This window comes from Rhodococcus sp. P4_B6 (genome assembly GCF_056402215.1).
Map to the genome: position 1 here is coordinate 15,443 of NZ_JBFUHV010000029.1, position 16,942 is coordinate 32,384.

The window sequence follows — 16,942 nt, forward strand, 5'->3', positions numbered from 1 at the left end:
GGAGACGCCCAGTGAGCCAGCGGGAGTGGATCGAAAAGGACTTCTACAAGGAGCTGGGCGTCTCGTCCAACGCATCCGCGGACGAGATCAAGAAGGCGTACCGCAAGCTCGCCCGCGACCTGCACCCCGACGCGAACCCCGGCGACACGAAGGCCGAGGAGCGTTTCAAGTCCGTCAGCGAAGCACACGCCGTGCTGTCCGATCCGGCCAAGCGCAAGGAATACGACGAGGCCCGTCGGCTGTTCGCGAGCGGCGGCTTCGGTCAGGGCGGCGGCGGATTCAACCCCGGAGCCGGCGGTTTCGGCCAGGGCGGATTCGACATCAACGACCTGTTCGGCGGCGGCGGCGCGGCGGCCGGTGACGGCGGCCTCGGCGACATCTTCGGCGGCCTGTTCAATCGGGGCGCCGGCGCCGGTGGCGGAGCAACCCGCACCACCAACCGTCCCCGCCGGGGCAGCGACGTCGAGACGGAGACGACCCTCGAATTCCGCGAGGCCACGCTGGGTGTAACGGTTCCGCTGCGGCTGACCAGCCCGTCGCCGTGCACCACCTGCCACGGCAGCGGCGCCAAGCCGGGCACCAGCCCGCGAGTCTGCCCGCGCTGCAACGGGACCGGGATCGTCAGCCGCAACCAGGGCGCGTTCGGGTTCAGTGAGCCGTGCGACGACTGCCGCGGCACCGGATCCATCATCGACTCGCCGTGCGAGGTGTGCCACGGCAACGGCGTCACCAACCGGACCCGCACCATCACCGTCCGCGTCCCCGCGGGTGTCAGTGACGGACAGAAGATCCGGCTGGCAGGCCAGGGCGAGGCGGGCCTGCGCGGCGCGCCGTCCGGCGACCTGTTCGTGACGGTCCGGGTGCGTCCCGACAAGGTGTTCGGCCGCAACGGCGACGACCTCACCCTCGTCGTCCCCGTCAGTTACGGTGAGCTCGTGCTCGGAACCACCGTCTCCGTCCCCACCTTGGAGGGTCGGGTCGGTGTGAAGATTCCGGCGGGCACGGCCGACGGCCGGATCCTGCGCGTACGCGGTCGGGGAGTCCCCAAGCGTGCCGGTGGCGCCGGTGACCTGCTGGTCACGGTCAAGGTCGCGGTTCCGCAGAAGCTCGACGACCCGGCCACCGAAGCACTGAAGACCTATCTGGAAGCAGAGAAGGCCAGCGGATTCGATCCGAGGGCCGGGTGGGCTGGTGCCTGATGAGCGACACGACCGGGGATCCACGCGAAACCGCCGTTGATCCGGATGCCCAGATCTTCGTGATCTCGGTGGCCGCGGAACTCGCGGGCATGCACGCCCAGACATTGCGCAACTACGACCGGCTCGGGCTCGTCACCCCGCACCGCACATCCGGTGGCGGGCGACGCTACTCGCCGCGGGATGTGGCGTTGCTCCGCGAGGTGCAGCGCCTCTCCCAGGACGAGGGTGTCAATCTCGCCGGGATCAAGCGGATCATCGAACTCACCAACCAGGTGGAGGCTCTGCAGCACCGGGTTCGCGAGCTGGCGGAGGAGATCTCGAAGGTCCACGCCGGCTACCGGCGCGACCTCGTGCCGATTCCGCGGAGCAACGCGCTCGTCGTGTGGAAGCCGCGGCACCAGCGCTGACCGGGCGTTCCGCCGTGTGAACCGGAACCGATGTCGCACTGATCCTGTCGGAGTGGATCAGTGCGACATCGTGCCCCCGGCCCGCGGCCCCCGGCCCCCGGCCCCCGGCTTATCGGTCGCGGCTGCCCCAGCGGGGCCCGCGGCGGGTGTGTGAGCGTGGAATGTCCATCTGCTCGAGTCGTGCCTTGATCTCCTCGGTGCTCCACAGTGCCTTGGAGACGGTGGGTGTGGGGGTGGGGGTGACGTGCATGATCATGGTCTCGGTCTTTCGGCGAGTGTTCGGTGGATGGTTGTGGTCGTCGATCAGGGCTGTCCGTACAGGTGGTAGCCGGCGTTCATGTTCGGGTAGCCCGAGTCGATCCAGCTGCTGATGCCGTAGCCGTGGCCGAAGTTGCCGTCGATGCGGGTCCCGTCCACGTCGGTCATGTTGTTGTAGTTGTCGGCGCGGAACACGGCCTGGGCGCCACCGGGCAGCGCGTAGGTGGCGTCCACCTCGACGCCGTTCGGGTCGTTGGAGTATGCCTTCACGATCTGGCTGCTGTGCGGGGCGAGGTAGTCCGACGGCGCCTGCATCCACTGCCCGTACGGGTTCGACGATCCGGCGAGGACCATCGGCAGGTCGGTGTCGTTGCTGATCGTCATCGCGATCGTCGGTCCCGACGTCGGCATCGTGCCTGCGGTGGCGACTCCGGCGGCCGCGACGGCGAATCCGGTGACGGCCAGTGCGGTGGCGGGCAGTGCGATGAAGAGGGCGACGCGGCGGCGGGCGTTGGTGCGCATGATGGCTTCTCCTGAGTGGTGGCTCTGAGGGGGAACGTCTGGGGCCGTGGGGGTTTCGTTTTCCGATCTCCCCGTTTTCCGGTGTGCACCAACTATGTCGCGAATGCGCGCCGCAGTCTGTCCACCGACAGGACCGAGGGCGGGATGAATCCGGTGTCCCCCGATCGGGGGACACCGGCGCCGCGAAGTGCTCCGCGCGGGCCTGCTCTCGTGAGAAAGTGAGCAATGGACTTCGCCGGAGTCGACACGGATCGGACCGCGCCGTGACCGCCGTGCGGGTCGTGGTGGGCGACGACCACCCGATCTTCCGGGACGGTGTCGTCCGTGCCCTCCTCGCGAGCGGCGACATCGAGGTGGTCGGTGAGGCGGACGACGGTGCGGCGGCGCTCGCCCTGATCCGCGAACTCGCCCCCGACGTCGCGCTCCTCGACTACCGGATGCCGGAACTGGACGGTTCGCAGGTGGCGGCGGCCGTGCGGCGTGCCGAACTCGCCACCCGTGTGCTGCTGTTGTCGGCGCACGACGAGTCCGCGATCGTCTACCACGCGTTGCAGGAGGGGGCGGCGGGATTCCTGCCGAAGGAGTCGACGCGGGCGGAGATCGTGAAGGCCGTCCTCGACTGCGCTCAGGGACGCGACGTCCTGCCCGCCTCCCTCGCCGTCGGGCTGGCCGGCGAGGTGCGGCGCCGCAGCGAACCGGTCGGGCCGGTGCTGAGCGGCCGGGAGAAGGAGGTGCTGGCGCTCATCGCGCGCGGCCAGAGCATCCCCACGATCGCCGGCGAGCTGTACCTGGCGCCGTCGACGGTCAAGACCCACGTCCAGCGGCTGTACGAGAAACTCGGGGTGAGCGACCGCGCGGCCGCCGTGGCCGAGGCGATGCGACGCGGTTTGCTGGAGTGACGTGCGCGAGACGTCGCAGAGTCGCGTAGTCCGCCGCTACACCACCGAGGCGGTCCGGGTGACCGCCATTCTCCGGTTACCGCTGATCGGGCTGATGGCGCTGCTCGGGCCGGTGATCAGCGTGACGCACTGGCAGCCCGACGTGTTCGCGGGGCTGCTGATCGGATATGCGCTGCTCTCGGCCGGCTGGCTGATCTTCGTCCTCGTCCGGGACGTCGGACCGTGGGCGGGCTGGGTGTCCACCGCCGCGGACGTCTCCGCGGTGGTGGCGTTGTGCATCGCGTCGGGCGGCGCGACGTCGGTGCTGCTGCCGGTGTTCTTCCTGCTGCCGATCTCGGTGGCGTTCCAGTACCGGCCGCGGCTGACGGCGATCGTCGGGGTCTGCACCGCCGTCGGGTACCAGGTGGTGTGGATCGTCTACTCGAAACGCGACGACCTCGTGGGTTTCCCCGACGAGGTGTACCTCTACTTCGGGTTCCTGTTGTGGCTCGCGGCCGCGACGACGGCGTTGTCGTACGTGCTGGTGCGGCGTTCCGCGACGGTCATCTCGCTGATGGATGTGCGCAGGCAGCTGATCGCGGAATCGATGGGCGCCGAGGAGCGTGAGCGGCGGCAACTCGCCGAGCACCTCCACGACGGGCCTTTGCAGAATGTTCTCGCGGCGCGGCTGGACGTGGAGGAGGCGCTGGAGCGGCACCCGGACGCGCAGCTCGACGCCGCCGAATCCGCGCTCCGCGAGACCGCGGCGCAACTGCGTTCGACCGTCACCACCCTGCATCCGCAGGTACTCGCGCAGCTGGGCCTGACCGCGGCGCTGCGGGAACTCGCGGACCTGTTCTCCCGGCGCGGTGAGATCGAGATGTCGGTGAGCCTCGACGACGTCGGTCACCCCGACTGTCAGGAGCTGCTCTACCGGGTGGCGCGGGAACTGCTCACCAACGTCACCAAACACGCCGGTGCCACGAAGGTCGAACTCGCACTCACCCGCGCCGGCGGGCAGACCACGTTGACGGTCGCCGACGACGGCACCGGATTCGATCCCGCCGTCGTCCCGGAACGGGTGGCGCAGGGACACATCGGACTGGCGTCGCACATCGTGCGGGTCGAGAGTCTCGGCGGCACCTTCGACGTCACGTCCTCGCCCGGATCGGGCACCCGGGTGGTGGTGACGGTCCCGGATCCCTGACGATGACGCCCCGCCGAGTTCACTGCGGGTGGCGGCCCTCGGCGAATTCCTCGACGATCTTCGCGCAGAACGCTGGGCAATTCCTTTCGACGAGAAGGTGTTACGGCTTCAGGAGGATCTTCACCGCGCCGTCCTGCTTCTTCTGGAAGATCTCGTACGCGTGCGGTGCGTGGTCCAGGGGCAGTTCGTGAGTGGCGAACGTGTCCACACCCAGAGGGTCGGCGTCGGTGAGTAGCGGCAGGATCTCCGGGGCCCACCGCTTGACGTTGGCCTGCCCCATGTGCAGCTGAATCTGCTTGTCGAACAACGTGAGCATCGGGATCGGGTCGGCCATCCCGCCGTACACCCCGCTGAGCGAGATGGTGCCGCCGCGCCGCACGATGTCGATGGCCGAGTACAGGGCGTGCAGGCGGTCGATTCCCGCCGTCGACATCAGCCGGGCCGCGACGGCGTCGGGAAGGAACGAGGTGACCTGTTGCAGGAGTTTCGCGGTGGGGGAGCCGTGCGCCTCCATGCCGACGGCGTCGATGACGGAATCGGGACCGCGGCCGTGGGTCATGTCGCGGATCACGCCGCCGAGTTCGCTCCCGGCGTCGTTCAGGTCGACCGTCTCGATCTGCCGCGCCTTCGCGCGGGCGAGCCGCTCGGGCACGAGGTCCACGCCGATGACACGAAAACCCTTGTGCGCGGCGATGCGTGCCGCCATGTCGCCGATCGGTCCCAGCCCGAGAACGACGACGGAGCCGCCCTCGGGCACGTTCGCGTATTCGACGGCCTGCCATGCCGTCGGCAGCACGTCGGACAGGTACACGAACCGCGAGTCCGGTGGGCCCTCCGGGACCTTGATGTGGGTGTTCTTCACGTGCGGCACCCGGAGATACTGGGCCTGGCCGCCGGGGACGCTCCCGTACAGCTTCGAGTACCCGAACAGTGCGGCACCCATGCCCTCGTCCCGGATCTGCGTGACCTCGCACTGGGTGAACAGTTTCCGGTCGCACATGTGGCAACTGCCGCAGGATATCTGGAACGGGATGACCACCCGGTCACCGACCTTCACGTCGGTCACCTCGGACCCCACCTCGCGGACGATGCCCATCGGCTCGTGCCCGAGGATGTCGCCCTCGCTCATGAACGCGCCGAGCACCTCGTACAGGTGCAGGTCGGAACCGCAGATGTTGGTGGTGGTGATCTCGACGATCGCGTCCGTCTTCTGTTCGATCACCGGGTCGGGCACGGTGTCGACGCTGACCTTCCGCCTGCCCTGCCAGGTGACGGCTTTCATCGCGCTCTCCGGTTCGCCTTCACGAGGGCCTCGACGAGTTCGTCCTTGGTCATGGTCGAGCGGCCGTGGATGTCGAGTCGCTGCGCGAGGTGCATCAGGTGCTCCTTGCTCGCGTTGGCGTCGACGCCCTCGGCGGTCTCGCCGGACGGGTTCGGGCCGCCGCTCTCCGCACGTTCGTCGGAGGGGCCCTTCTCGGCCTTGGCCTCCCAGTGGTCGCCGACCTTCTCGTAGCTGTGTTTGAGTGCGTCGAACGCGACGCGATGCGCTCGTTCCTCGTCCCCGTACTGGTCCATCGCGGAGTCGTAGACCTTGGTGAACGTGCGCTGCGCCTTGTCGGACGACTTCTTCAGGGTCTCGGGGAGTTCGCTCTTCTTCGGCTTGCCGCTCTCGGTGGTCTTCGGCACGGAAATCCTCCTCGGGTGTGGCGGTGCCCTCGCGGACGATTACCCGGCTCCCGGAGATTTACGCGACGGGCGGAGGCACGCGGCCGGGCACCGAGGCCAGCGCCTGCTCGAGCAGGCCCAGTGCGTGTTCGGTCGTGGCGGTCACGACGTCCTGCGGTTCGCCGTCGAAGTGTCGCATCTCGGTGTCGATGCAGCCGTGGGCGAAGAGCCCGAACCAGACGGTGCCCGGCGGTTGCCCGTCCTGGGGGTCGGGGCCGCCCGCGCCGGTCACCGCGACGGCGACGTCGGCTCCGAGCAGTTCCGCGACCGCCCCCGCCATCGCGCGGGCGCTGGCCTCGCTGACGACGGGACCCTCCGGCACCTTCAGCACCCGGTGTTTCACCTCGCTGGAATAGGCGACCACGCTGCCCCGGTACCAGTCGGAGGACGCGGGTGCGGCGCCGAGAAGGCACGAGATCTGCCCGCCGGTGAGGGATTCCGCCGTCGCGAGGAAGACGCGCGCGCTCCGGGCCGCCGTCGAGATCCGTTCGGCAACCCGATCCTGCGGAGTCATGGACCTCACGTTATCGGACGTGCCCCCGCCGGGTGGGGCGGTCGGCACCCGCAACGGGAGTGGAACAGGTTTCAGTTTTGCCGGTTTCCGGTTAGGGTGTCGGTGACCCAGGACACAGAAAATCCAGGCCGCCGGACGACGCACCCCGGCCTCGCGGGAGTAGAAGGATCACAGATGACCGACGAGTTCGCAGATCTGCATCGACCCGCCTTCGCTGCAGACCTCCTCATCACTGCGCTGGACCGCAATTCCGACAAGCCGGCGCTCTACCTCGGCGACGTCGTTCTCACCGGCGGTGAGATGCGCGATCAGATCAGTTGCTTTGCGCAGGCACTGGCTTCGCTCGGGATCGGCAAGGGGACGAGCACCGCCATGCTGTCCAAGAACCGGCCCGAAGTGCTCATCAGCATGGGCGCCACCATGATCTCCGGATGCCGCGCCAGCGCCCTGAACCCGATGGGCTCGCTCGACGACCACCTCTACATCGTCGGCGACGCCGGGATCCAGACCCTGATCTTCGATCCCACCGCCTTCGAGGGGCGCGCCGCCGAACTGGTGGCGCAGTCGCAGTCGATCGAGAACGTGTTGTCGTTGGGGCCGTCCGAGGTGGGCACCGACATCCTGGCGCTCGCCGAGACGTTCACCCCGCAACGCCTGCGGGCGGCGGACGTGGCCGCCGACGACAACAGCAGCATGGTCTACACCGGCGGCACGACCGGTAAGCCGAAGGGCGTCGTCGGCTCCTACCAGTCCGGCGCGACACTCAACCAGATCCAGATGGCCGAATGGCAGTGGCCCGACGAGCCGCGCTTCCTCATCTGCACGCCGCTGTCGCACGCGGGCGCCGCCTTCTTCATTCCCACCCTGCTGCGTGGTGGCGCGCTGATCGTGTTGCCCGCGTTCGAACCCGGCGCGGTCCTCGAGGCGATCGAGAAGCACAAGATCTCCGCGACGATGCTCGTCCCCACCATGATCTACCTGCTGATGGACCATCCCGACCTGCCGAAGCGGGACGTGTCCAGCCTGCAGACGCTGTTCTACGGCGCGTCGGCGATGTCGCCTGCCCGGCTGAAGGAGGGCATCGAGAAGTTCGGACAGATCTTCTTCCAGTTCTACGGGCAGACCGAATGCGGAATGACCATCGCGGTGCTGCGGAAGGAGGAGCACCTGCCGGACGACCCCAGCCGCCTCGCGACGTGCGGACGCCCCGTGCCCTGGCTGAACGTGGCGCTGCTCGACGACGACCTCAACGAGGTCCCGCAGGGTGAACTCGGCGAGATCTGCGTCCGCGGCCCCCTGGTCATGAAGGGGTACTGGAACAAGCCCGCCGAGACCGCCGAGGCGTTCCGCGGCGGATGGCTGCACACGGGCGACGTCGCGCGCAAGGACAAGGACGGTTTCATGACGATCGTCGACCGCAAGAAGGACATGATCGTCACCGGCGGATTCAACGTGTTCCCCCGGGAGATCGAGGACGTCATCTCGGCGCACCCCGCCGTCGGCTCGGTCGCGGTGGTCGGCGTTCCGGACGAGAAGTGGGGCGAGGCCGTCAAGGCGTGCGTGGTGCTGCGGGCGGGACGGACGGTGGAGGCCGCCGAACTCGTCGAACGGGTGCGGGCCGCGAAGKGGTCGGTGCACGCCCCCAAGTCGATCGATTTCGTCGACACCCTGCCCCTGACCCCGCTGGGCAAACTGGACAAGAAGGCGCTGCGCTCCCGGTACTGGGAAAGTGCAGACCGAGCGGTCGGATAGCACGACCGGGTCGAGAAACAAGGGACCTGGTCTGCGGCGTGGTGCCCGCGCCTATAGTCTGCCCAAGTACTTCGCGGCGGGGCCGCGTTCAGTCGGTGACGGGGATGCGCGGTGGATTTACAGGCAATATCGCTGGTCCGGTCGAGTTTCAAGGCTATCGCGGCAGTGCCGGACGGGCCCCAGACTCTGTCGCGGTCCTTCTATGCCCTGCTGTTCGCCCGGTATCCCGAAGCCCGCGACTTCTTCCCCGCCGCCATGGACGAGCAACGCGACCGGCTGATCGCCGCCGTCCAGTACGTGATCGAGCGGCTCGAGGAGGACTCCGGGCAGATCCTCGCCTATCTCGCCCAGCTCGGCCGGGACCACCGCAAGTACGGCATCGAGGACGCGCACTACGTTGCCGTCGGCAACTCCCTGATCGCCGCCGTCGAGCAATTCCCCTCGACCGAGCCGTGGACCGACGAACTCGAGCAGGCGTGGCGCGACGTCCTCGCGGTCGTCGCCGCCACCATGATGGACGCGGCCAACGCCGAGAGCGGCCCGCCGGCGTGGGGCGCGACCGTCATCGAGCACCTGCAGGTCCGCAAGGACGTCTCGATTATCCGACTGCAACTCGACGAGCCGATGACCTACACCGCAGGCCAGTTCGTGAGTGTGCAGGTGCCGTCCCGTCCCCGGATGTGGCGGTACCTGTCGCCGGCGAACCCCGCCAACGACCAGGGCGTCATCGAGTTCCACGTCCGCCGCGTGTCGGGCGGCTGGGTGAGCCCCGCCGTCGTCACTCAGACACTCGTGGGCGAGCGGTGGGTGGTCGGGTCCCCGCTCGGCGACCTCGGAATCCGCTACGACAACGGTCGCGACATCCTGATGATCGGATCGGGGACCGGCATCGCCCCGCTGCGCGCACAGATCCTCCAGATGTCGCAGCGCGGCCAGGACCGGCGCGTCCACCTCTTCTTCGCCGGCCGGTACCCCTGCGACCTCTACGACCTGGGCACCCTGTGGGCGCTCGCGGAGCAGAATCCGTGGCTGACCGTCGTCCCGGTCACCGAGGAGGACCAGGACCCGTGGTGGTACACGGGCCCCAGCAGCGTCGCCATACCCGGCATGCACCGCAGGCTGACCGGCAAGGTCGGGCAGGTCGTCGCCGATTTCGGGACGTGGGCCGAGCGCGACATCCAGCTCGTCGGCTCCGAGGCCATGATCAACACCACCAAGTTCCGGCTGCATGCGGCAGGCACACCGCCGGAGAACATCCGGCACGACCCGTCCTACTGATCGGCCCGCTCAGTAGGGGTCGAACTGAATGTTCTCGGTGGGTGTCCCGGTGTCACGGAGACGGTCGAGGGTGGCGCGGACCATCGCCGCCGAACCGCACACCAGCACCTGGTGCTCGGTGAACGCGCCGTAGGACGTGACGACGTCGGGCAGCGAGCCCTCGATGAGGTCGTCCTCGGTGAACCCCACATCAACTCTGGTGCGCTCGTACCACTCGTCGGTCCAATCAGGATCGACCACGTTCTCCACCACCGGAATGACGGTGAGCCACGGCAGATTCTGCAGCAGCAGGTACAGCATGTCGGACGCGTAGAGATCGCGCGGCGTCCGATCGCCCGTGAACAGGAACACCCGCGGCGGATTCGGCCTGCGGGACAGGTCCAGCAGGATCGACCGGAACGGTGCCAGGCCGGTGCCGCCGGCGATCATGATGACGTCCGGTCCGTCCTCGTCGACGGACATCGTGCCGCGCGGTTCGAGGATCTGCCACTGGTCGCCCGGCGAGGTCCCCGTGACGATGTCGCCGCTGACCCAGCCGCCCGGCACCGTGCGGACGTGGAACTCGAGTTTGCCGTCCAGCGACGGCGGAAGGGCGGGGGAGAGCCTGCGCAGCAGCCGCGGGTTCTGGGGCACGCTCACGTCCACGTACTGTCCCGGCGCGAACGGGACGTAGTCACCGACGAGGCGGACGACGGCGAGGTCGTGCCGCAGTCGGTGATGTTCGACGACGGTGCTGGTCCAGGTGGTCTGCGTGGCTTGCATGGCGTGATGCTCTCCCGACGGTCGAACCGGATGGCGGATGGGCAGGGACTGGCTGCGCGACTAGATCAGGGGGTCGTGGCGGATCAGCTCGGGCGGGGTGCCCCCGCCCTGCAGGGCGTACACGGTGGTCTTGATCATCGCCGGCGAGCCGGAGATCTGGATCTGCCGGTCCGCCCACGACCCGAACCGCGCGACCACCCGGCCCAGCTGGCCCTGGAGTCGCTGATGCAACCCCGGCGGCGCCTCGGGGGCGGGAGTCGTGTGCCACCACGGGTCCTCGTCCTCCTCGGAGACGGGAACCACGGTCAGCCACGGATTGCTCAGCGACAGGTGCCACAGGGTCTCGATGTCGTACAGGTCGCACGGGTACTTGCCGCCCACGAACATGTGGACGCGCGGGTTGTTCGACCGCATCGCCATTTCCATCACCTGGGCGCGCAGCGGTGCGATGCCCGTCCCCGAACCGATCATCAGGRCGTCCTGCCCGCTCTCGCGGTCCACCTCCAGCCCGCCGAGCGGCGAGCTGAGCAGCCAGCGGTCGCCGACCTGCGTCTCGTTCACGATGGCCGGACTGACCCATCCGCCCGACACGCGGCGGACGTGGAATTCGAGCTGTCCGTACGGGTTGGCGGGGATGGCCGCCGACAGGTACCGCCACATCCGGGGCCGCTGCGGGATCTGGACGCTGAGGTACTGGCCCGCCCCGTAGGGGATGGGGGAGTCGGTCTCGAGACGGACGATCGCGAGATCGTCGAGGCGGCGCTCGTGATCGACGACGGTGGCGCCCCAGGCGGCGGGCAGGTCGTCGTTGTCCGCGGCGTCGGCCATCGTGTTCAGGAGGAGGTCGAGCAGTTCCGTCCAGGCCGCGGTCAGCGACGGCGTCCAGATGGCCTGGGTGAAGGAGCTCTGCACGGCGACCAGCAGCGCATGGCCCGACGCGAAGTAGTGCCTGCCCTCGACGCCGTACTTGCGGTGGTCGCGGCCGAGCTGGCCGAGGAAACCGAGGACCCGGTCTACGTCCTCGAGGTTGTCGATGACGAACTGCAGCGCCTGGAACAGGCGATGACTCTGCTGATCCAGCGCAGCCGGGAAGAGCGCTCGGAATTCGGGGTGTTCGGCGAACAGGGTGGCGTAGAACGTCGTGGTGAGCCGGTGGTGACCGTGTTCGGTGGACACGATCGACGAAAAGCTGGCGCGCAGACGCGAAATCACGAGCGGGTCGAGGCAATCTCGTGTCAAGCCGTCCCCTGCCTCCGTGCCTGCTGATTCGAACACCCGCATTCTAGCCGTCCTCCGCACGGGACCCCGGGTTACGGCACCGGCCGGTTCGGCCGCCGACCCCGGCATTTCGGCGGGTCGCTATTGAGCCGTGACCACCGGCAGGGCACGATGTGCATCGAGAATCGGACCGGGTTACCGAGGGGGGCTCCATGAGAGTTGGCGTTGCGCGGGATCGGGGTCGGTTTCGCGAGGGGAAACGCAGCTCTGCCTCGGTCCGTCGCACGGGTGCCGTCGTGCTGGCGGTCGGCACCCTGATGGCGTCGAGCGTGGGAACGATCGCCTCCGCGGAACCCAGGGCGACGGTCGAGTCGATCACGGCCGACGAGGCGCCCGACGGTTCGCGGTTGGTCGAGGTCGCCCCGGTCGGCGAATCGCAGATGAACTTCACCGTCCACTCGACCGCCATGGGCAAGGACGTCACGGTCCGGGTCATCCGGGCTGCGTCCGAGAAGCGTCCCACCGTCTACATGCTCGGCGGCGTCGAGGGGAACTCCGAACAGTTCGGCTGGGAGCAGAAGGCGGACGTCGAGAAGTTCTTCTCCGACAAGGACGTCAACGTCGTCATCCCGTTCGGTGGGCAGTCCAGTTACTACGCCGACTGGCAGCGCGACGATCCCGAACTCGGGCGGAACAAGTGGCAGACGTTCCTGACGAAGGAACTGCCGCCCATCGTCGACTCGGCGCTCGACACGACCGGCAAGAACGCGATCGCCGGGTTGTCCATGTCGGCCACCAGCGTGCTCAACCTCGCGATCTCCAAGCCCGGGCTGTATCGGAGCGTCGGGGCGTACAGCGGGTGCGCGATGACGAGCGACCCGGTGGCCCGCCGATTCGTCGAGATCACGGTCGCCGACTTCGGCGGCAACCCGGAGAACATGTGGGGTGCGCCCAACGATCCGCTGTGGGCCGCGAACGATCCGTACGTCAACGCCGAGAAACTCCGGGGGACCACCCTCTACATCTCCAACGGCAGCGGCCTGCCGGGACCGTACGACACCCTCGACGCCCGGACCGTCGGCGGCGACCGCCGCGCCCTCGCGACGCAGGTCGTGGTCGGCGGTGTCATCGAGGCCGTCACCAACGACTGCACGATGCGGCTCGCGGAGAAACTCCGGGCCCTCGACATTCCCGCCACGGTCGACCTCCGTCCGGTGGGCACGCACTCGTGGGGGTACTGGCGTGACGACCTCTCCGCGTCCTGGCCGATGATGGCTGCCGCGATCGGGGCGTGATTTCCCGCCCCGCGGAGCGTCGCGGGGCGAGATGATGGGGTAGTCAGAAAAAATTCAAAGTTGAGCGGAACAGACTCAACTCTTCGCGCGTTAAGAAGATGACAGCGTCGCCACGTGCCACCCGGCCCCCGGCGGCGAACCGCTCTACAACGCCAGAAGAGGTGACCAGTGGACTCGTTCAATCCGACCACCAAGACCCAGGCCGCGATGACCGCTGCGCTCCAGTCGGCGTCGTCGGCCGGTAATCCCGACATCAGGCCCGCGCATCTGCTCGTGGCCCTGCTCGACCAGACCGACGGCATCGCCGCCCCGCTGCTCAAGGCCGTCGGCGTCGACCCTGCCGCGGTCCACCGCGAAGCGCAGAATCTCGTCGACCGGCTGCCCAAGACGACGGGCGCCACCACCACACCGCAGCTCGGCCGYGAGGCCCTCGCCGCACTCACCGCAGCACAGCGCCTCGCCACCGAACTCGACGACGAGTACGTGTCGACGGAACACCTGATGGTCGGACTCGCATCGGGTGAGTCGGACGTGGCCGGGCTGCTGGGCAGGCACGGCGCCACCCCCGAGGCGCTGCGCGACGCGTTCACCACCGTCCGTGGCAGCGCGCGCGTCACCAGCCCGGATCCCGAGGGGACGTACCAGGCGCTCGAGAAGTACTCCACCGACCTCACGGCCCTCGCCCGCAACGGCAAGCTGGACCCGGTGATCGGCCGCGACAACGAGATCCGCCGCGTCGTGCAGGTCCTCAGCCGCCGCACCAAGAACAACCCGGTGCTGATCGGTGAGCCCGGCGTCGGCAAGACCGCCATCGTCGAGGGGCTGGCCCAGCGCATCGTGCAGGGCGACGTCCCCGAATCGCTGCGCGGCAAGTCGGTGATCTCCCTCGACCTCGGATCGATGGTCGCCGGAGCCAAGTACCGCGGTGAATTCGAGGAGCGGCTCAAGGCCGTGCTCGACGACATCAAGAACTCGGCCGGTCAGGTCATCACGTTCATCGACGAACTCCACACGATCGTGGGTGCGGGTGCCACCGGTGAGTCGGCGATGGACGCCGGCAACATGATCAAGCCGATGCTCGCCCGCGGTGAACTGCGGCTCGTCGGCGCGACCACCCTCGAGGAGTACCGCAAATACATCGAGAAGGACGCCGCCCTCGAACGCCGCTTCCAGCAGGTGCTGGTGGGCGAACCGTCCGTCGAGGACACCGTCGGCATCCTGCGCGGACTCAAGGAGCGGTACGAGGTGCACCACGGTGTGCGCATCACCGACTCCGCGCTCGTCGCGGCCGCCGCGCTCAGCGACCGCTACATCACGTCCCGGTTCCTGCCGGACAAGGCGATCGACCTCGTGGACGAGGCCGCGTCCCGGCTGCGGATGGAGATCGACTCGCGACCCGAGGAGATCGACACCGTCGAACGCATCGTTCGCCGCCTCGAGATCGAGGAGATGGCGCTGCAGAAGGAATCCGACGCGGCGTCGAAGGACCGGCTCGAGAAGCTGCGTCAGGAACTCGCCGACGAACGGGAGAAGCTCAATCAGCTGACCACCCGCTGGCAGAACGAGAAGCAGGCCATCGACTCCGTGCGCGGAGTCAAGGTGCAGCTCGAGACGCTGCGCGGTGAGGAGGAACGCGCCGAACGCGACGGCGACCTCGGCCGGGCCGCGGAACTGCGCTACGGGCGGATCCCGCAGCTCGAGAAGGAACTCGAGCAGGCCGCTCGCGAGTCCGGTGCCGCCGCCGACGGCGATGTCATGCTCAAGGAGGAAGTGGGTCCCGACGACGTCGCCGACGTGGTCGCGGCATGGACCGGCATCCCCGCCGGCCGCATGATGGAGGGCGAGACCGCCAAGCTGCTGCGGATGGAATCCGAACTCGGCAAGCGGGTCGTCGGACAGGAAGAGGCTGTCGTCGCCGTGTCGGACGCGGTCCGCCGCGCCCGCGCCGGAGTCGCGGACCCCAACCGGCCCACCGGATCGTTCCTGTTCCTCGGACCCACCGGCGTCGGTAAGACGGAGCTCGCGAAGTCCCTCGCGGATTTCCTGTTCGACGACGAGCGCGCCATGGTCCGCATCGACATGTCCGAGTACAGCGAGAAGCATTCGGTGGCCCGGCTCGTCGGCGCGCCGCCCGGCTACGTCGGGTACGAGGCGGGCGGGCAGCTCACCGAGGCCGTGCGACGGCGTCCGTACACGGTGGTGCTGTTCGACGAGGTGGAGAAGGCGCACCCCGACGTCTTCGACATCCTGCTCGCCGTCCTCGACGAAGGCCGGCTGACGGACGGTCAGGGGCGGACGGTCGACTTCCGCAACACCATCCTGATCCTCACGTCCAACCTCGGTGCGGGCGGATCGCGGGACCAGGTGATGGATGCGGTGCGGCACGCGTTCAAGCCGGAGTTCATCAACCGGCTCGACGACGTCGTGATCTTCGAACCGCTCACCGAGGAGCAGCTCGAGTCGATCGTCGACATCCAGCTCGACCAGCTGTCCCGCCGGCTCGCGGCGCGGCGGCTGACGCTGGACGTGTCCGACTCGGCCCGCTTCTGGCTGGCCGTCCGCGGCTACGACCCTATGTACGGGGCCAGGCCGCTGCGCCGGCTGATCCAGCAGGCGATCGGCGACCAGCTCGCGAAGCTGCTGCTCGCAGGCGACGTCAAGGACGGGGACACCGTCCCCGTGAAGGTGTCCGAGACCGGGGACGCGCTCGTCCTCGGCTGATCCCCCACGTGAGTGGCACGGTGTGCTCCCGCACGCCGTGCCACTCACCTGTGTTTTCACAGGGCCGTCTTAAGTTTCGCCGTTACCCTGGATCGTCCGTAACCGCAGGACACCGGCCAGACGAACCCGAGGGAGGGGCCGATCATGACGAACCCCGACGATCCGCGCACCCCGCAGGAACGCGCGTACGACGGCACGGAGTCGTGGACGACCGACGATTCCGCGTCGCGGGCTCGTGACGAGGACCCGACGCAGGCATGGTCGCGGCAGGACCAGCCGACCGAGCACCTCGGCTCGTCGGACCAGGGCCACCGCACCGAGTACCTGGGGTCCGCCGGCGGGCCGACCGAGCAGTTCTACACGTCCGACCCGACCGCGGCGTACGGGCAGAACCAGCCCAATCCGACGCAGGCGTACCCGACCTACGACCCGCGGTTCGACCAGCAGGCTCCACCGCCGAACGCCACACAGGCGTATCCGCCGTACGAGGCCCAGCAGTACCAGGGCGGGTATCCGGCGGGGCAGTATCCGAACGCCCAGTACCCGGGATCGCAGTACCCGCCGGGCCAGTACCCGGGATCGCAGTATCAGGCGCCGGTCGCGGAGGCCACCGAGGAGAAGAAGCCCCGCAGGATCGGCACATGGATCGCGGCCGCGGCCGCCGCGTTGCTGCTGATCGCGGTCATCGGCTTCGGCGTCGCCCTCTTCACGACTGCGCCGAACAACTCGTCGAGCACCACCGCGGCGGGTCCCACCACGTCCCGCCCGCCGGCCACCACCGCGCCGCCGAAGACGACCGCGCCGCCGTCGACCACTACCGAGTCGCCGCTCGATCAACTTCCCGGCGGAATCGGCGAGGCCATCGGGGCTGCGGGTGCCGCGTTCGGAACGATCAGCACCAACGACGGTTCCACGCTCATCCTCGACGCCCTCGGTGGTTCGAAGCTGACGGTCCAGACCAACGCGCAGACCAACGTGATCGCACTCGACGGCACCACGGTCGCCGATCTGAAACCCGGATTCACCGTCATGGTGCAGGGGACGAAAGTCGAGAACGGCACGATGATGGCCGAGACGATCATCAGCACCGAGCTGCCCAAGCTCGGTGGCAACTGAGTTCACCCGTGTCGGCGGACACGGCCGTCGGGCCGGTTCGGGCAAAACTGACACGGGGTGTCCCGGTACCGCTTACCCTCGTTACGCCCT

General features: G+C 68.5%; 16 protein-coding genes. 9 read left to right on the forward strand and 7 right to left on the reverse strand.

The genetic code is table 11. From position 1 onward, the window contains the following. Nucleotides 1-11 precede the first annotated feature (11 nt). The gene (gene dnaJ / locus AC1DWT_RS16485; protein WP_095861292.1) at nucleotides 12-1,199 is read left to right on the forward strand and encodes a molecular chaperone DnaJ; all 1,188 of its coding nucleotides are present in this window, start codon (nucleotides 12-14) and stop codon (nucleotides 1,197-1,199) included. After that, on the forward strand, nucleotides 1,199-1,606 hold the full coding sequence (locus AC1DWT_RS16490; protein WP_072937428.1) for a heat shock protein transcriptional repressor HspR: 408 nt from the start codon (nucleotides 1,199-1,201) through the stop codon (nucleotides 1,604-1,606). The genes dnaJ and AC1DWT_RS16490 overlap by 1 nt, the downstream gene beginning before the upstream one ends. Before the next feature lie 109 nt (nucleotides 1,607-1,715). Here AC1DWT_RS16490 and AC1DWT_RS16495 read toward each other — a convergent pair whose 3' ends face one another. Then, entirely contained in the window at nucleotides 1,716-1,862 is a 147-nt protein-coding gene (locus AC1DWT_RS16495) for a hypothetical protein (protein WP_167372165.1), read from the reverse strand. A gap of 47 nt (nucleotides 1,863-1,909) precedes the next feature. Further along, nucleotides 1,910-2,386 (reverse strand): hypothetical protein, encoded by a 477-nt coding sequence (locus AC1DWT_RS16500; RefSeq protein WP_072937398.1) that lies wholly within the window; start codon nucleotides 2,384-2,386, stop codon nucleotides 1,910-1,912. Between the two features lie 263 nt (nucleotides 2,387-2,649). Between AC1DWT_RS16500 and AC1DWT_RS16505 the strand changes: the two genes are divergently transcribed. Together AC1DWT_RS16505 and AC1DWT_RS16510 are read left to right on the forward strand one after the other, a co-directional pair. Further along, nucleotides 2,650-3,285: a response regulator gene (locus AC1DWT_RS16505; RefSeq protein WP_072937397.1), complete on the forward strand. Its 636-nt coding sequence runs from the start codon at nucleotides 2,650-2,652 to the stop codon at nucleotides 3,283-3,285. A 1-nt stretch (nucleotide 3,286) separates the two neighbouring features. Beyond that, the gene (locus AC1DWT_RS16510) at nucleotides 3,287-4,471 is read left to right on the forward strand and encodes a sensor histidine kinase (protein ID WP_095861291.1); all 1,185 of its coding nucleotides are present in this window, start codon (nucleotides 3,287-3,289) and stop codon (nucleotides 4,469-4,471) included. Between the two features lie 100 nt (nucleotides 4,472-4,571). On the opposite strand, the gene AC1DWT_RS16515 is transcribed toward AC1DWT_RS16510, so the two are convergent. The 3 genes from AC1DWT_RS16515 to AC1DWT_RS16525 are packed head-to-tail and all read right to left on the reverse strand — an operon-like array spanning nucleotide 4,572 to nucleotide 6,710. Continuing rightward, nucleotides 4,572-5,753, reverse strand: coding sequence for a zinc-dependent alcohol dehydrogenase (locus AC1DWT_RS16515; protein ID WP_072937395.1), 1,182 nt, complete (start codon nucleotides 5,751-5,753; stop codon nucleotides 4,572-4,574). Beyond that, the gene (locus AC1DWT_RS16520) at nucleotides 5,750-6,157 is read right to left on the reverse strand and encodes a ChaB family protein (protein WP_095861290.1); all 408 of its coding nucleotides are present in this window, start codon (nucleotides 6,155-6,157) and stop codon (nucleotides 5,750-5,752) included. The genes AC1DWT_RS16515 and AC1DWT_RS16520 overlap by 4 nt, the downstream gene beginning before the upstream one ends. 58 nt (nucleotides 6,158-6,215) lie before the next feature. Beyond that, nucleotides 6,216-6,710, reverse strand: a complete 495-nt coding sequence (locus AC1DWT_RS16525) for a CinA family protein (RefSeq protein WP_477921431.1) — start codon at nucleotides 6,708-6,710, stop codon at nucleotides 6,216-6,218. A 174-nt stretch (nucleotides 6,711-6,884) separates the two neighbouring features. Between AC1DWT_RS16525 and AC1DWT_RS16530 the strand changes: the two genes are divergently transcribed. Together AC1DWT_RS16530 and AC1DWT_RS16535 are read left to right on the forward strand one after the other, a co-directional pair. Continuing rightward, entirely contained in the window at nucleotides 6,885-8,462 is a 1,578-nt protein-coding gene (locus AC1DWT_RS16530; protein ID WP_477921432.1) for an AMP-binding protein, read from the forward strand. Nucleotides 8,463-8,573: 111 nt separating this feature from the next. Beyond that, entirely contained in the window at nucleotides 8,574-9,740 is a 1,167-nt protein-coding gene (locus AC1DWT_RS16535; RefSeq protein ID WP_095861289.1) for an FAD-binding oxidoreductase, read from the forward strand. A 9-nt stretch (nucleotides 9,741-9,749) separates the two neighbouring features. Here AC1DWT_RS16535 and AC1DWT_RS16540 read toward each other — a convergent pair whose 3' ends face one another. Both AC1DWT_RS16540 and AC1DWT_RS16545 read right to left on the reverse strand, forming a co-directional pair. Further along, on the reverse strand, nucleotides 9,750-10,502 hold the full coding sequence (locus AC1DWT_RS16540) for an FAD-binding oxidoreductase (protein ID WP_072937390.1): 753 nt from the start codon (nucleotides 10,500-10,502) through the stop codon (nucleotides 9,750-9,752). A 60-nt stretch (nucleotides 10,503-10,562) separates the two neighbouring features. Beyond that, complete coding sequence (locus AC1DWT_RS16545) at nucleotides 10,563-11,783, reverse strand: globin domain-containing protein (RefSeq protein ID WP_477921435.1); 1,221 nt, start codon at nucleotides 11,781-11,783, stop codon at nucleotides 10,563-10,565. A 149-nt stretch (nucleotides 11,784-11,932) separates the two neighbouring features. Here AC1DWT_RS16545 and AC1DWT_RS16550 point away from each other — a divergent pair, with 149 nt between their 5' ends. From AC1DWT_RS16550 to AC1DWT_RS16560, 3 genes are all read left to right on the forward strand, one after another. After that, a complete protein-coding gene (locus AC1DWT_RS16550) occupies nucleotides 11,933-13,015 on the forward strand; it encodes an alpha/beta hydrolase (protein WP_477921436.1) in 1,083 nt (360 codons plus the stop codon). A gap of 168 nt (nucleotides 13,016-13,183) precedes the next feature. Beyond that, nucleotides 13,184-15,736 carry an ATP-dependent chaperone ClpB gene (gene clpB / locus AC1DWT_RS16555; protein WP_477921438.1) on the forward strand — a complete coding sequence of 851 codons (2,553 nt, stop codon included), beginning with the start codon at nucleotides 13,184-13,186 and terminating at the stop codon, nucleotides 15,734-15,736. Nucleotides 15,737-15,880: 144 nt separating this feature from the next. Next, nucleotides 15,881-16,852 carry a hypothetical protein gene (locus tag AC1DWT_RS16560; RefSeq protein WP_477921440.1) on the forward strand — a complete coding sequence of 324 codons (972 nt, stop codon included), beginning with the start codon at nucleotides 15,881-15,883 and terminating at the stop codon, nucleotides 16,850-16,852. Nucleotides 16,853-16,942: the final 90 nt, after the last annotated feature.

What these genes read in the sequence shown, in the direction of transcription:
- AC1DWT_RS16490 (WP_072937428.1), top strand. Translation starts at nt 1,199, where the DNA reads ATGAGCGACACGACCGGGGATCCACGCGAAACCGCCGTTGATCCGGAT.
- AC1DWT_RS16495 (WP_167372165.1), bottom strand. Translation starts at nt 1,862, where the DNA reads ATGATCATGCACGTCACCCCCACCCCCACACCCACCGTCTCCAAGGCA.
- AC1DWT_RS16500 (WP_072937398.1), bottom strand. Translation starts at nt 2,386, where the DNA reads ATGCGCACCAACGCCCGCCGCCGCGTCGCCCTCTTCATCGCACTGCCC.
- AC1DWT_RS16515 (WP_072937395.1), bottom strand. Translation starts at nt 5,753, where the DNA reads ATGAAAGCCGTCACCTGGCAGGGCAGGCGGAAGGTCAGCGTCGACACC.
- AC1DWT_RS16525 (WP_477921431.1), bottom strand. Translation starts at nt 6,710, where the DNA reads ATGACTCCGCAGGATCGGGTTGCCGAACGGATCTCGACGGCGGCCCGG.
- AC1DWT_RS16540 (WP_072937390.1), bottom strand. Translation starts at nt 10,502, where the DNA reads ATGCAAGCCACGCAGACCACCTGGACCAGCACCGTCGTCGAACATCAC.
- AC1DWT_RS16550 (WP_477921436.1), top strand. Translation starts at nt 11,933, where the DNA reads ATGAGAGTTGGCGTTGCGCGGGATCGGGGTCGGTTTCGCGAGGGGAAA.
- AC1DWT_RS16560 (WP_477921440.1), top strand. Translation starts at nt 15,881, where the DNA reads ATGACGAACCCCGACGATCCGCGCACCCCGCAGGAACGCGCGTACGAC.